Source organism: Kribbella sp. NPDC050124 (assembly GCF_044460355.1).
Classification (GTDB): domain Bacteria; phylum Actinomycetota; class Actinomycetes; order Propionibacteriales; family Kribbellaceae; genus Kribbella.
The window spans coordinates 313,503-327,870 of the sequence record NZ_JBITJU010000008.1 but is presented as its reverse complement, the minus strand read 5'-3'; the positions used below and the strand labels follow the sequence as shown (position 1 = coordinate 327,870).

The window sequence follows — 14,368 nt, the reverse complement described above, 5'->3', positions numbered from 1 at the left end:
TGAGCCAGGATCAAACTCTCCGTTGAAATCTATAAGTCAACCACAACCCCCGAAGAGGCCGCGGAAAACAGACTCACAAAAAGTGATCCTTTGAATCAGAAACAATCAAACTGACTTGAATCAATAATGTTTCAAAGGAATCCGCCACAGAACAACAAACAACCACCCGAACCCAAGATCAAAAGACCAGGGGCCCAGAACAGTCATCCAATGCCTGTGTACGGGGTTAATGCATCTTTCGGCATTGACTTTCGGCACGCTGTTGAGTTCTCAAGAATCGGACGCACACCGCGTCTTGGCCTCTCAGCCAGGACTCCGGGGCAACCTGCGTTACTCTACCGGATCAGATCCACCGAGTCAAGACTCAGTTTTTCTGGCCCTCCGCCCGTGTCTTAGCTACCGGCCCGAGTCAGACGACGCGGTTCGGCTCAGCTAGCCTTGGGGGGTTCGGAGCGACCGGCCGCTTTCGCGTCCCGCGCCTCGCTCCAACAAGAAGAACATTACGTGGCTTCGAGGTGGCCGGTCAAATCGGTTCCCGGTGGGCAGGATCACACGGCTGTAATTTGCTCTCGGCATCCAGTTTGTGGGAGTGGACCCGACACCGTCAGCGATCCGCCGACGACGTCAGAACCCCTGCAAACGAACGCTTCCCGCGCCGCAGCACCAGCACGCCACCCGGCAGCAGGTCGTCGGCCCCTGGCACGTACTCGGCGTCCTTCACCTTCTCGTTGTTCAGGTATCCACCGCCCTCGGCCACGGTCCGCCGCGCGGCCGACTTGCTGGCGACCAGGCCGGACTTCACGAGCAGGTCGCCGTACGTCGGCATCGGTTCGCCGGCGCCCAGCTCGACGTGTGGTGCTTCCCGGAGTGCGGCGACCAGTGTGGAGCCGTCGAGAGAGGCGAGCTCTCCCTGGCCGAAGAGCGCCTTCGACGCCTGCTGCACTCTCCTGGTCTCCTCCTCGCCGTGTACCAGCGTGGTGATGTCCTCGGCGAGCAGCCGCTGCGCCTCACGCGCTTGTGGGCGCTCAGCAGTCGCCTGCTCGAGTGCAGCAATCTCCTCCGGTGTGCGGAACGTGTAGAACCGCACCAGCTGCATCACGTCCCGGTCATCGGTGTTGAACCAGAACTGGTAGAACGCGTACGGCGACGTCAGCTCCCGGTCCAGCCACACCGTCCCGGACTCCGTCTTGCCGAACTTGGTCCCGTCCGCCTTCGTCACCAGTGGCGTGGCCAGCGCATGTGCCTTGCCACTCTCAGTACGACGGATCAGCTCGACGCCGGCGGTCAGATTGCCCCACTGGTCGCTACCGCCTGTCTGCAGCGTGCAGTTGTGGCGGCGGTAGAGCTCCAGGTAGTCCAGTGACTGAAGCAGCACGTAGCTGAACTCCGTGTAGCTGATCCCCTGCTCCAGCCGGGCCTTCACGACCTCACGTCCGAGCATCCGGTTCACCGGGAAGTGCTTGCCGATGTCACGCAGGAAGTCGAGCGTGTTGAGGTCCTTGGTCCAGTCGTAGTTGTTGACGATCCGGCCGGGGTTCGGCAGCGCCGGGTCGAAGTCGATGAACTTCTCCACCTGTCCACGGACCTTCTCGACCCACTGCTGAACGACGTCCTTGGGGTTCAGCACCCGCTCGGAGCTCTCCTTGGGGTCACCGATCAGGCCGGTGGCGCCTCCGACGAGCCCGATGGGGTTGTGGCCGGCCAACTGGAGCCGGCGCAGCGTCAGCAACTGCAGCAGGTTCCCCATGTGCAGGCTGGGCGCGGTGGGGTCGAAGCCGACATAGGAGGTGATCGGTCCGGCCGCCATGGCGGCCCGCAGGGCGTCGGGATCGGTCGAATGCGCGATCAGTCCGCGGCTCTCCAGGTCGTCGAGCACCTGGGTGCGGCTTGCGGTCCCGCTGTCGGTCACTTGTCTCTCCTCGAGTACGTCGGTCGACTACAAGTGTCCTGTATGGCGGCTACGTCGGGTCGGGGCGGGTCAGCACAGCCTGGAGCTGCGGCCGCAGTGCGTGGCCGTCCGGTGCATGCACCGTGGCTGCGTTGGGCCGGTGCGGGTCGTGCGCGCCCGGGTCCGGGTTCGGCACCGGGAGACCGTGCGACAGCACCTGCTCAGCCGGGGTGAGCTGACGGATGCCGATCGCGCGCACGTGATCCGGGTGCGTCTGCGCGAAGTCGCCGTACAGCTGGGGGTCGTGCTGGCCGTCGTCGCCGATCAGGACCCAGCGGACGTTCGGGAACTCCACCGCAAGACGACGGAGCGCGGTGCGCTTGTGCTCCTGCCCGCTGCGAAACCAGCCGGTGTTGGTCGGCCCCCAGTCCGTGAGCAGGAGCGGGCCGGCCGGGTACCCGTGCCGCGCCAGGAAGCGGGTCAGCGTGGGCGCCGTGTTCCAGGCGCCCGTGGACAGGTAGAAGATCGGCGCACCCGGGTGGTCCGCCAGCAGCTCGGCGTACATCTCCGCCATCCCTGGTACGACGCGACGCGCCTGCTCGTCACGGACGAATGTGTTCCAGGCGGCGATCAGCGGACGCGGGAGCATCGTCAGCATCACGGTGTCGTCGATGTCGCTCACCAGACCGAGCGTGGCGTCCGGATCGGGCACGTACACCCGGGCACGGGCCTCCCGCTCGCCGTGCACGCCCAGGTTGATCTCGTGCCAGCCCGGCGGTAGCACCACCGGCACGGTGAGGTCGACGAAGCCGCCGCGGTCGGTCATCGCCTCGAACGTCTGCCCGCTGACGGTGACCGTCACCTTGACCTTGGTCGCCGGCGCGGTCACGAACACCCGCCAGCCGCGCACCACCTGGTCCTCGTCGAACCGCGGCTGGTTGCGCGGGTCCCGGCTCAGTACGACGCGGGCCAGCACCCGGACGAACTTGGTGGTGCCGTAGCCCACGTGCGGGATGATCCGCTCTCGCCATCCGCGCCGCCGCAGGATCGCCTGCACCCCGATGTTGAACCAGTCCTCGAGTCGGGACGCGTAGTGCGGACGGGCCATAGTCCGAAACCTACCCGGAGCAGGGGCCGCTACGCCTGCCGCCCCACGGGATGGGAAGACCTTTACCCAACTGCCGGAACTCCTTTGAGAACTGTCCATGGACGCCTCTACGGTTCTTCGCATGACACAGATCGGGATGTGCTTCCCGCGGACCTACCCCGCCGCCCTGGTGACCGACGTGGCCCGCCGCCTGGACCAAGAGGGCGCGGACGAGTTGTGGATCATCGAGGACTGCTTCTACACCGCCGGACCGTCGCTGGTGTCCGCCGCGCTCACCTCGACCGAGCGACTCACCGTCGGCCTCGGCATCGTGCCGGCCGTGGCCCGGACGGCAGCTGTCACCGCGATGGAGTTCGCCACGCTGGACGCGCTTGCGCCGGGCCGGTTCCTGCCCGGTATCGGCCACGGCGTGCAGGACTGGATGGGCCAGATGGGCGTCCGGCCGAAGTCGCCGCTGACCGCGCTCGAGGAGGTCACCACTGCCGTCACCCGGCTGCTCGCCGGTGAGACCGTCACGTTCGAGGGCAAGACGGTCCACCTGACGGACGTGAAGCTGGACGCGCCGCCGGCCGAGGCGCCGCCGATCCTGCTCGGCGTGATGGGTCCGAAGTCGATGGCGCTGGCCGGGCGGGTCGGTGGCGGACTGGTCCTGGCTGAGCCGGCGACCCCGGCGTACGTCCGGCAGTCGATCGAGTACGCCGGATCGCCTGAGGGCTTCGTGGTCGCGGTGTTCAGCGCGTTCTGCGTGCGCGACGACCGCAAGACGGCGTACGAGTGGACCGCGCCGTGGCTCGCCGTACGCATCGACGACAAGCACCCGGGGCTGACCGCGCTGCCGTTCTTCGACGACTTGAAGAAGCTGTACGACGAGAGCGGTGCAGACGGCCTGGTCGGGATGCCGGTCGACTGGTGGACCGCGATCGGCGCAGTGGGGACGCTGGACGACGCGGCCGCGCACATCGACGCGCTGGAGGAAGCCGGGGTGCACCACATCGGCCTGTTCCCGGACCCGGAGGTGGAGCACGGCCTGCCGCAGCTCGACCACGTCCTGGAGCTTGCCAACCGCTAGCCGCGGCGTTTGGGGACGTGGGGGCGGTACGGCGAAACCGTCGGGTCATCGGGGATCCAGAAGCGCCACGGCCAGTCGGCCGCCTCGCGCAAGCCGACCCGCGGTCCGGTCGACGGCTCACCTTCGAAGCCGGGCCCCGGTAGCAACTGCACGTGAGAGGTCCTGGACAGCAGGTCGGCGCCGTTGTCGTCCCGGCCGATGGCGAGGGCAACGCACATCCGGGCCGGACCGCGCGCGAGGTCGCGGTCCGGGTTCCCGTTCACTCGCTTCCGCGCCGCGCCGGGAAGCACACCGTTGGCGGCCGGAGTGCCGGGCAGGCGGCGGGCGCGGGCCAGGTCGGCACCTTCGACGATCTCGCCGGCCCGGAGCAGGATGGCCGAGGGCTGTCCGTCTGGGCTGGCGCTGACGTTCATGCAGAAGTGCATACCGTAGGTGAAGTACACGTACAGGAACCCGGGTGGGCCGAACATGACCGTGTTGCGCGGTGTCTGGCCGCGGTACGCGTGCGAGCCCGGGTCGTTCGGGCCGTCGTACGCCTCGACCTCCGTCAGGCGTACGGCGACCGTGCCTTCGTCGGTGGTGCTGCGCAGCACCATGCCGAGCAGCCTCGGGGCCACCTCGAGGACGGGATCCGCGAGCAGCGAACGGCGTACGGGCATGCGCAGCACCCTAAGCGAAGCCTCGGACAGCGAGGCCGCAGGCGGCCCAGGCAGGACCAGTCAGCCGAGGCGCGTGGCGTGCGCGGCGGCACGACGCCGGAGCTCCTCCAGCTGCTCGGCGACCTGCTCCTTCGCCGTCCCCCCGCGCGTGTTGCGGGACGCCAGCGAGCCTTCCACCGTCAGCACCGAGCGGACGTCCGGCGTCAACGACGGCGAGATCGCGGCCAGGTCCTCGTCAGTCAGGTCCCACAGCTCGATGCCGCGCTTCTCGCACTCCTGGACGCAGGCGCCCGCCAGCTCGTGGGCGACCCGGAACGGCACCTTCTGCCGGACCAGCCATTCAGCGATGTCAGTGGCCAGCGAGAAGCCCTGGGGTGCGAGCTCCTCGAGACGCGAAGCGTTGAAGCGCAAAGTCCGGACCATCCCCGTGAACGCCGGCAGCAGCACCTCGAGGGTGTCGATGGAGTCGAAGACCGGCTCCTTGTCCTCTTGCAGGTCCCGGTTGTACGCCAGCGGCTGCGCCTTCAGCGTCGCCAGCAGGCCGCTCAGGTTGCCGATCAACCGGCCGGCCTTGCCGCGGGCGAGCTCGGCGATGTCCGGGTTCTTCTTCTGCGGCATGATGCTCGACCCGGTCGAGAACGCGTCGTCCAGCTCGACGAAACCGAACTCCTTCGTCGCCCAGATGATCACCTCCTCGGCCTGCCGGGACAGGTCCACGCCGACCTGCGCCGTCACGAACGCGAACTCCGCCACGAAGTCACGAGACGCGGTCCCGTCGATCGAGTTCGCCGACGAGTTGCTGAAGCCCAGCTCCACGGCGACGTACTGCGGATCGAGTCCGAGCGAGCTGCCCGCCAGCGCACCCGATCCGTACGGCGAGTCCGCGGCGACGCGGGCGTCCCAGTCGGCGAGCCGGTCGAGGTCGCGGATCAGCGGCCAGGCGTGCGCGAGCAGGTGGTGGGACAGCAGGACCGGCTGCGCGTGCTGCAGGTGCGTGCGGCCGGGCATCGCGACGCCGAGGTGCTTCTCGGCCTGCTCGGCCAGCGTGTTCACCTGGTCCAGCAGCAGCCGCCCGATGATGCGGCCGTGCTCGCGCAGGTAGCCCTTGAACAGCGTCGCGACCTGGTCGTTGCGGGACCGCCCAGCCCGGAGCCGTCCGCCGAGCTCAGCGCCGAGCCGCTCGAGCAGACCGCGCTCCAGCGCCGTGTGCACGTCCTCGTCGTCCTCGGCAGGCAGGAACTTCCCGGCCAGTACGTCGTCCAGCAGCCCGTCCAGCCCGGCCAGCATCGCCGACAGGTCCTCGTCGGTCAGCAGACCTGCTCGGTGCAGCACCTTGGCGTGCGCCTTCGACCCGGCGATGTCGTACGGCGCCAGCCGCCAGTCGAACTGGGTCGACTTGCTCAGCGCGGCCAGCGCATCCGCCGGCCCACCCGCAAACCGTCCACCCCACAGGGCTGCACTTTCTCCGGTACTCAACTCTTGGTTCCTTACTTGTGTTCGCGAGCGGCGAGGGACAGGAAGCGGGTGGCGAGCGCAGGGCCGCCGGTGGGGTTGCGGGAGACGACCATCACGGTGTCGTCGCCGGCGATGGTGCCGAGTACGTCGTCCAGTCCCACGTGGTCGATCGCCGACGCGAAGTACTGGGCCGCACCCGGCGGGGTTCGCAGGATGACCAGGTTGGCACTGCCTTCCGCCGACACCAGCAGCTCCGACGCGACCCGCGCCAGCCTGGCCTCGAAGGCGGCTGCCTCACCGGCTCGCGGCGTACGGTCGCCGCCTTCACCGGGTACGGCGTACACCAGTTGACCGCTCGAGTCGCGGACCTTCACCGCACCGATCTCGACCAGGTCCCGGGACAGGGTCGCCTGGCCGACGACCAGTCCGGAGGACGCCAGCAGTTCGGCGAGCTCGGTCTGCGACCGCACCGGTTGCCGCCCGAGCAGATCCACGATCCGCTGCTGCCTCGCGGTCTTGGTCGTCGGTACGGCAATGCTCATTCCCCAAAACTCCTCGCCAGCAGCCACGACAGCAGCGCCTTCTGCGCGTGCAGCCGGTTCTCTGCCTCGTCCCACACGACCGACTGCGGTCCGTCGATCACGGCCGCGTCGATCTCCTTGCCACGATAAGCGGGCAAGCAGTGCAGCACGATAGCGTCGGCCTTCGCCTTGGCCATCAGCTGCTCCGTCACCGCGTAGGGGACGAACGGCGCCTCCCGCTCGGTCGCCTCGGCTTCCTGCCCCATCGACACCCAGGTGTCAGTGGCGACGACGTCGGCGCCGTCAACGGCCTGAGCAGGGTCAGCGGTCCACGAGGCCGATCCCCCGGTGCCGGACGCGATCTCGGCAGCGCGAGCGACGATCGCGGGATCCGGCTGGTACTCCGCGGGCGATCCCACGACCACGTGCATGCCGGCAGTCACGCCACCGAGCAGGTACGAGTGCGCCATGTTGTTCGCGCCGTCCCCGAGGTACACCAGCTTCAGCCCGGCGGTCGACCCCTTGTGCTGCCGCACGGTGAGCAGGTCGGCGAGGATCTGGCACGGGTGGAACTCGTCGGTCAACGCGTTCACCACCGGCACGCGGGACGCCGCGGCCATCTCCTCGATCCGGGTCTGCGCGAACGTCCGCCAGACGATCGCCGAGACCTGCCGGTCGAGCACCCGCGCGGTGTCCGCGATCGGCTCACCGCGGCCCAGCTGCGAGGTCTGCGCGTCGATGATCAGCGGCGCGCCGCCCAGCTCGGCGATCCCGACCGCGAACGAGATCCGGGTCCGGGTCGAGGACTTGTCGAAGATCACCGCGACCGTCTTCGGCCCGCTCAAGGGCTGGTGCCCGAACCGGTCCCCCGCCAACTGCTGCGCCAGCGTCAGGACCTCGTCCTGCTCGGCCGGCGACAGGTCGTCGTCCCGGAGGAAGTGCCTGGTCATGGGGCCTCCCGGCCTGGACTGAGGAGCGGAGGGAGCGAAGCGACTGGAGGGACGAGGGAAGGCCGGGAGTTCCAGCCCCATGACCCCCGCGCCGGAGGCGCGGCATTCAACACCGTCGTCATCCCGCCCCCACGTGATCCAGCAGCCCCGGGAGGGCTGCGACGAAGCTGTCGGCATCAGCCTTGCTCAGGATGTACGGCGGCGCCAGCCGCAACGCGTTCGGGATCGGGTTGTTCACCACGAACCCGGCCTCCAGCGCCAGTGCCGCCACCTGGTCCGACACCGGCTGGGTGAGCTCGATCGCGAGCAGCAGGCCGCGGCCACGCACGCCGGCGATCAGCGGGTTGTCGAGCGCGATGATCGACGAGGCGAGGTGGTTGCCGACGGCATTCACCTGGGCGAGCAGCCCGTCCCGCTCGATCACGGTCAGAACCGCGAGACCGGCGATCGCAGCGACCGGGTTGCCACCGAACGTCGTCCCGTGGTTGCCCGGTTGCAGCAGGTCCGCGGCCGCGCCCAGCCCGATGCAGGCGCCGATCGGGATGCCGGCGCCGAGGCCCTTGGCGACGGTCACCAGGTCCGGCGTGATCCCGTCGTGCTCGAACGCGAACCAGGTCCCGGTCCGCCCGATGCCGGTCTGGATCTCGTCGATCCACAGCAGCGCGCCGTGCTCGGAGGTGATCCGCCGCGCCGCCTGCAGGTATCCGGCCGGCGGTACGACGACGCCGTTCTCCCCCTGGATCGGCTCGAGGATCACGGCCGCCGTCTCGTCGTCGACGGCCGCGGCCAGCGCTTCGGCGTCGCCGTACGGGACGAACTCGACGTCGCCGGGCAGCGGGGCGAACAGCTCCCGGTACGCCGGCTTCCAGGTCACCGCGAGGGCGCCCATCGACCGGCCGTGGAAGGCGCCGACGGTGGAGACGATCTTGGTCCGGCCGGTCCGCCGGGTGATCTTGAACGCGGCCTCGTTCGCCTCGGTGCCGGAGTTGGTGAAGAACACCTTGCCGGGGGTGTCGAACAGGCCGAGCAGCTTCTCGGCCAGCGCGATCTGAGGCGCGGACGCGAAGAAGTTCGAGACGTGGCCGAGGGTGGCGAGCTGCGAGGTCACCGCGGACACCACGAACGGGTGCGCGTGGCCGAGGCAGTTCACCGCGAGCCCGCCGAGCAGGTCGAGGTACTTGTTGCCGTCGGCATCCCACAGGTACGCGCCCTCGCCGCGGACGAGCACCCGCTTCGGCGCGCCGAAGGTGTTCATCAGCGCGGTCGAGTACCGCTCGGTCAGCGCCGACTGCGTGCCGTCGACGGTCAGCAACTCGGTCATGACGGGATCACCTGGGTTCCACTTCCGGCGTCGGTGAAGATCTCCAGCAGCAATGAATGTGGCACCCGGCCGTCGATCACGGTGGCCCGGGAGACGCCTGACTCGACCGCCCGCAGGCAGGCTTCCATCTTCGGCACCATCCCGGAGGCCAGCGACGGGAGCAGCTCGGTCAGCTCGGTCGTGGTGATCTGGGTGATGATCTCGTCGCTGTCCGGCCAATTCCGGTACAACCCGGCCACGTCGGTCAGGACGACGAGCTTCTCGGCGCCGAGCGCGGACGCCAGCGCGGCGGCCGCGGTGTCGGCGTTGACGTTGTGCGCGAGGCCGTCCTCGTCCGGCGCGATCGTCGACACCACCGGGATCCGGCCTGCGTCGATCAAGTCGATGACGGCTTCCGGCCGGACGTCGACGACGTCGCCGACCAGCCCGATGTCCACGGCCTCGCCGTCGACGATCGCCGTACGGCGCTCCGCCGTGAACAGACCGGCGTCCTCACCGGACATGCCGACCGCAAACGGGCCGTGCGCGTTCAGCAGGCCGACCAGCTCGCGGCCGACCTTGCCGACCAGGACCATCCCGACGACGTCCATCGCCTCCGGAGTGGTGACCCGCAGGCCGCCCCGGAACTCGCTGTCGATGCCGAGCCGGCCGAGCATGTCGCTGATCTGCGGTCCGCCGCCGTGTACGACGACGACCCGGACCCCGGCGTACCGCAGGAACACGATGTCCTCGGCGAACGCACGCTTGAGCTTGTCGTCGACCATCGCGTTGCCGCCGTACTTGACCACGACCGTCTTGCCGTGGAACTGCTTCAGCCAGGGCAGCGCCTCAGTCAGGACGGCGGCCTTCTCGACCGCGTCCGCATGCGTAGTGCTCATGAGGAGTACGCCGAGTTCTCTTCGACGTACGCGTGGGAGAGGTCGGTGGTGAGGACTGTTGCGGACGCCGGGCCGGCGTGCAGGTCGATCACCACGTCGATCTCGAGACCGCTCAGATCGGCCTCGGAGCGGTCGACGCCCTTACCGCCGGCGATGCAGATCGGCGCGCCGTTCAGGGTGATGTCGAGCAGCTGCGGGTCGAACGCGGTGGGTGCGTTGCCGACCGCCATCGCGATCCGGCCCCAGTTCGGGTCGGAGGCGAAGAACGCGGTCTTGCAGAGATTGTCCTCGGCAACGATCTTGGCGGCCGCGACCGCTTCCGCCTCGGTGGCCGCGCCCTTGACCGTGATGCTGACGTGCTTGGTGACGCCCTCGGCGTCCGCCTGCAACTGCTTCACCAGGTCAGCAGCCAGGACGGTCAGCGCGGCCTCGAAGGCCTCGGGGGTGACGGTCGTGCCGGACGCTCCCGAGCTGAGCAGGAGCACGGTGTCGTTGGTCGACGTGCCGCCGTCGACGTCGAGCCGGTTGAAGGTCTTGCCGACCGCGTTCCGCAGCGCGTGGTCGAGGTGCGGCTGGTCCAGTACGGCGTCCGTCGTGATGACGCTGAGCATCGTCGCCATGTTCGGCGCGCACATCCCGGCGCCCTTGGCGAACCCGCCGATGCTCCAGCCGTCCGGGTGCTTGAGCACAGCCTGCTTCGGCACGTTGTCAGTGGTCATGACCGCGGTAGCGGCAGCCAGCCCGTGCTCAGCCTCCGAGCCCAGAGCCTTCACCGCCGCGTCGATCCCCGGAAGGAGCTTGTCCATCGGGAGCCGTTCACCGATCAGGCCGGTCGAGCAGACGCCGATCTCCGCGGCGCCGACGCCGAGCACCTCGGCCAGCTTCTCCGCTGTCTTGTGGGTGTCCTGAAAGCCCTCCGGACCGGTGCACGCGTTGGCGCCGCCGGAGTTCAGGACGACGGCCTTCAGCTTGCCGGCGGTGAGGACCTGCTGGGACCAAAGGACCGGAGCAGCCTTCACCTTGTTCGTGGTGAAGACGCCGGCCGCGGCGTGGTGCGGGCCTTCGTTGACGACGACGGTGAGGTCCGGCGTGCCGGCCGGCTTGATCCCGGCGATCACCCCGGCCGCACGGAAGCCGGCCGGCGCGGTGACCCCGGCGCTCCGATCGACTGCGACAGCATTGTCCGGGGTGACTGCGATGGTCCCTCCGCTTGTCATGGTGCGACTCCTACGAGGGGAAGGGCCAGGCTCTCGTCGAGCCCGGTGGCCAGGTTCATGCACTGCACGGCTCCGCCGGCGGTGCCCTTGGTGAGGTTGTCCATCGCGGCCACGATGACGGCGCGGCCGGTGCGCTGGTCGAGGGCGACTTGCAGCTGCACGGTGTTCGCGCCGAGGGTGGCCTGCGTCTGCGGCCACTGTCCCTCGGGCAGCAGGTGCACGAACGGCTCGTCGCGGTAGGCGTCCTCGTAGGCCTGCCGCAGCGTCGCGAGGTCGGTGCCGTCGGCAACCGGTGCGCTGCAGGTGGCGAGGATGCCGCGTGACATCGGGACCAGCACCGGGGTGAACGAGACGCTCACCGGCTGGTCGGCGTACGGCGTGAGGTTCTGCTCGATCTCCGGGGTGTGGCGGTGGACGCCGCCGACGCCGTACGCGGTGGCTGAGCCCATCACCTCGGCGCCGAGCAGGTGCGGTTTGGGGGCCTTGCCCGCTCCCGACGTGCCGCTGACGGCGACGACGACCAGCTGGGCGGAGTCCACGAGGCCGTTCTGGACGGCGGGGAGCAGGGCGAGCGTGGACACGGTCGGGTAGCAGCCTGGTACGGCGACCCGGTTGCTGCCGCGCAGCTTCTCGCGCTGACCGGGGAGCTCCGGGAGCCCGTACGGCCAGGAGCCGGCGTGCTCGCCGCCGTAGAACTCGGTCCACACCTCGGCCTCGGTGAGCCGGAAGTCCGCGCCGCAGTCGATCACGGTGACGTCCTCGCCGAGTTGCTCGGCGAGTCCGGCGGACTGTCCGTGCGGGAGGGCCAGGAACACCACGTCGTGACCGGCGAGGTTCTCCGCCGTGGTCTCGACCAGGGTGCGCCCGGCCAGGGGCACGAGGTGTGGATGGTGCTGTCCGAGCGGTGTCCCGGCGTTTCCGCCTGCGGTGAGCGCGCCGATCTCGACGTCGGGATGCGCACTCAGCAACCGAAGCAGCTCACCCCCCGCATATCCGCTGGCACCGGCCACCGCCACCTTCACACTCATATGAATGAGTATGCCATAGCTTGGAAAAGTATCCAAGATTCGTCATCCCGCCGAGGGTCAACTACCCACTCTGACCGGGGAGAACCAGGTGTGAGGCAGGTCATGTCACAGGGCGCCGGGTGGGGCGTGTCCGCAAGGGGGACGACGAACCTGAAGGAGGCTGTGATGGCTCGGATCGGATTGCAGCATCGGCGGACCTGGTTTGTGCGGCTCGCGGAGTGGGGCAGCAGGCGCCGGTTCGGGAAGGTGCTGGACCCGGGGCAGGCAGTGATGCACAACAAGCGGGTGCTGGTGTCGATGATGCTGATGGAGGGGTCGGCCACCCGCTGGACCAAGCTCGACCCGACGCTCAAGGCGCTCGCGGTGATGGTGTCCTCGGCGCAGATCGGCTGCAGTTGGTGCATGGACTTCGGCTACTGGGAGTTCCACAACCAGGGTGTCGACCCGCAGAAGCTGCGCGATGTGCCAGGGTGGCGGGACAGTGCCGCCTACACGGATCTGGAGCGCGCGGTGATGGACTACACCGAGGCGATGACGGCGACCCCGCCGACCGTCACCGACGAGCAGGTCGAGCGGTTGCGCCGCGACCTGACCGATGAGCGACTGGTCGAGCTCACCGCCTGGGTGTCGCTGGAGAACTACCGCTCCCGGACGAACGCCGCATTGGGCCTGACCAGCCAGGGCTTCAAGGAGCTGTGCGAGTTGAGGCCGGCGTGACCGAGGAGGAGCTGGCGCGGGAGTTCGACCAGCACCGGGCGGTCTTGGTCGGTGCGGCGTACCGGGTGGTCGGCAGTGTCACCGACGCCGAGGACGTGGTGCAGGAGACGTGGCTGCGGTGGGCGGGTGTCGACCACGAGGAGGTGCGGGACACCCGCGCGTACCTGATCCGGATCACGACCCGGCTGGCGCTGAACCGGTTGCGTCAGCAGAAGGCGCGCCGGGAGGAGTACGTCGGTCCTTGGCTGCCGGAGCCGATCAACTCCGACGACGACCCGGCCGTGGCGGTGGAGCTGGCGGACTCGGTCAGCATGGCGATGCTCGTCGTACTCGAGACCTTGTCGCCGCTGGAGCGGGCGACCTTCGTACTGCGTGAGGTGTTCGACCTCCCGTACGACGAGATCGCGGACACGCTCGGGCGGTCGGAGGCCGCCGTACGGCAGCTGGCGCACCGGGCCCGCGGGCACGTGCACGCGCGGCAGCCTCGGCACCAGGTGGACAAGGAGCGGCACAACGAGCTGACCATGCGGTTCATGGCGGCGGCCGGGTCCGGCGACTTCGACCAGGTGGTGTCGCTGCTGGCGCCGGACGCGGTCCTGATCAGCGACGGCGGCGGCAAGAAGAAGGCCGCCCTGCGCCCGATCCACGGCCCGGACAAGATCGCCCGCTGGATGTTCGCCGTGATCGCGGAGAACCCGAACTTCCAGATCCGGATCGCCCCGCTCAACGGCGAGAACGCTTTCATCGCGTACTACGACGACGCGCCGGACACGGTCGCCTTCCTGGAGAGCGACGACGGCCTGATCACCGGCCTCTACCTGATCCGCAACCCGGACAAGCTCACCACCGTCCCGGCCCTCCACGAACTCGACTCGTAGACTATCTGCAACTCAGTCGCAGGTGGAGGGTGTTGTGAAGTACCTGGTGGTGGATGCGGACGAGGTCATGGACGCGGGGTTGCGCGCGGATCTGCTGGATACGTGGATCGCGGCGACGGATGCGGGTGGTGCGGTCGGGTTCACGGCGCCGGCTCCGGTGGAGCTGGTGGCAGAGACTCTGGATGAGGCGCTGGGGCGGGTCGCGGCCGGGGTGGATGGGCTCGGGGTGCTGCACAACGGCGAGCGGTACGTCGGCATGGGGCTGCTCGTGAGTCGGGGCAGTGCACTGCAGGCGCACTGGCGGACCGTGCTCCGGGTGATGGTCCACCCGGAGCATCAGGGCGGCGGTGCGGGCCGGATGCTGATGGAGGGTTTGCGCGGCACGGCGGCCGACCTCGGGCTCGAGCAGTTGCAGCTGACGATCCGCGACGGGCTCGGTCTGGAGACGTTCTACGAGTCCCTCGGCTACCGGGTCGTCGGCCGTCACCCGCGCGCGGTTCGCGTCGCGCCGGGCGACTACCGCGACGAGATCATGCTGGTGCAGGACCTCTAGTGCCGTGTCGACAAAGGGTTGCTGAGCAGTGTGGTCGGTGGTAGGCCGCCGCCTTCGGCGGCTGGAGGGGGGTGAGAAGAGAGCAGAAGCTGAGCGCGAGCACGACACCAAGACCGCGCTTCGCGC

At 68.9% G+C, this 14,368-nt stretch carries 14 protein-coding genes; 4 read left to right on the top strand and 10 right to left on the bottom strand.

Annotated features, from left to right (window positions below):
• Nucleotides 1-604 precede the first annotated feature (604 nt).
• Together tyrS and ACIBL3_RS21390 are read right to left on the bottom strand one after the other, a co-directional pair.
• Nucleotides 605-1,909: a tyrosine--tRNA ligase gene (tyrS, locus tag ACIBL3_RS21395; RefSeq protein WP_396355244.1), complete on the bottom strand. Its 1,305-nt coding sequence runs from the start codon at nt 1,907-1,909 to the stop codon at nt 605-607.
• 49 nt (nt 1,910-1,958) lie between these two features.
• Nucleotides 1,959-2,996, bottom strand: a complete 1,038-nt coding sequence (locus ACIBL3_RS21390; RefSeq protein WP_396355243.1) for an App1 family protein — start codon at nt 2,994-2,996, stop codon at nt 1,959-1,961.
• 121 nt (nt 2,997-3,117) lie between these two features.
• Here ACIBL3_RS21390 and ACIBL3_RS21385 point away from each other — a divergent pair, with 121 nt between their 5' ends.
• Nucleotides 3,118-4,065 (top strand): LLM class flavin-dependent oxidoreductase, encoded by a 948-nt coding sequence (locus ACIBL3_RS21385; protein WP_396355242.1) that lies wholly within the window; start codon nt 3,118-3,120, stop codon nt 4,063-4,065.
• Here the strand turns inward: ACIBL3_RS21385 and ACIBL3_RS21380 are convergent.
• The 8 genes from ACIBL3_RS21380 to argC form a co-directional block, all read right to left on the bottom strand.
• Entirely contained in the window at nt 4,062-4,724 is a 663-nt protein-coding gene (locus ACIBL3_RS21380) for a DNA-3-methyladenine glycosylase (RefSeq protein ID WP_396355241.1), read from the bottom strand. The genes ACIBL3_RS21385 and ACIBL3_RS21380 overlap by 4 nt on opposite strands.
• A gap of 60 nt (nt 4,725-4,784) precedes the next feature.
• A complete protein-coding gene (argH, locus tag ACIBL3_RS21375; RefSeq protein WP_396355240.1) occupies nt 4,785-6,200 on the bottom strand; it encodes an argininosuccinate lyase in 1,416 nt (471 codons plus the stop codon).
• An 11-nt stretch (nt 6,201-6,211) separates the two neighbouring features.
• A complete protein-coding gene (locus ACIBL3_RS21370; protein WP_396355239.1) occupies nt 6,212-6,721 on the bottom strand; it encodes an arginine repressor in 510 nt (169 codons plus the stop codon).
• Nucleotides 6,718-7,650, bottom strand: coding sequence for an ornithine carbamoyltransferase (gene argF, locus ACIBL3_RS21365; protein ID WP_396355238.1), 933 nt, complete (start codon nt 7,648-7,650; stop codon nt 6,718-6,720). Before argF ends, ACIBL3_RS21370 begins: the two co-directional genes overlap by 4 nt.
• Nucleotides 7,651-7,768: 118 nt before the next feature.
• Entirely contained in the window at nt 7,769-8,971 is a 1,203-nt protein-coding gene (locus tag ACIBL3_RS21360; protein ID WP_396355237.1) for an acetylornithine transaminase, read from the bottom strand.
• A complete protein-coding gene (argB, locus tag ACIBL3_RS21355; RefSeq protein ID WP_396355236.1) occupies nt 8,968-9,849 on the bottom strand; it encodes an acetylglutamate kinase in 882 nt (293 codons plus the stop codon). Before argB ends, ACIBL3_RS21360 begins: the two co-directional genes overlap by 4 nt.
• Nucleotides 9,846-11,066: a bifunctional glutamate N-acetyltransferase/amino-acid acetyltransferase ArgJ gene (argJ, locus tag ACIBL3_RS21350; protein ID WP_396355235.1), complete on the bottom strand. Its 1,221-nt coding sequence runs from the start codon at nt 11,064-11,066 to the stop codon at nt 9,846-9,848. Before argJ ends, argB begins: the two co-directional genes overlap by 4 nt.
• Entirely contained in the window at nt 11,063-12,094 is a 1,032-nt protein-coding gene (gene argC, locus ACIBL3_RS21345; protein ID WP_396355234.1) for an N-acetyl-gamma-glutamyl-phosphate reductase, read from the bottom strand. Before argC ends, argJ begins: the two co-directional genes overlap by 4 nt.
• Before the next feature lie 165 nt (nt 12,095-12,259).
• Between argC and ACIBL3_RS21340 the strand changes: the two genes are divergently transcribed.
• Genes ACIBL3_RS21340 through ACIBL3_RS21330 form a run of 3 tightly spaced genes read left to right on the top strand, consistent with a single transcriptional unit; the run spans nt 12,260 to nt 14,242 of the window.
• Nucleotides 12,260-12,811, top strand: coding sequence for a carboxymuconolactone decarboxylase family protein (locus ACIBL3_RS21340; RefSeq protein ID WP_396355233.1), 552 nt, complete (start codon nt 12,260-12,262; stop codon nt 12,809-12,811).
• The gene (locus ACIBL3_RS21335; RefSeq protein ID WP_396355232.1) at nt 12,790-13,689 is read left to right on the top strand and encodes an RNA polymerase sigma-70 factor; all 900 of its coding nucleotides are present in this window, start codon (nt 12,790-12,792) and stop codon (nt 13,687-13,689) included. The genes ACIBL3_RS21340 and ACIBL3_RS21335 overlap by 22 nt, the downstream gene beginning before the upstream one ends.
• A gap of 34 nt (nt 13,690-13,723) precedes the next feature.
• A complete protein-coding gene (locus tag ACIBL3_RS21330) occupies nt 13,724-14,242 on the top strand; it encodes a GNAT family N-acetyltransferase (RefSeq protein WP_396355231.1) in 519 nt (172 codons plus the stop codon).
• Nucleotides 14,243-14,368 lie beyond the last annotated feature (126 nt).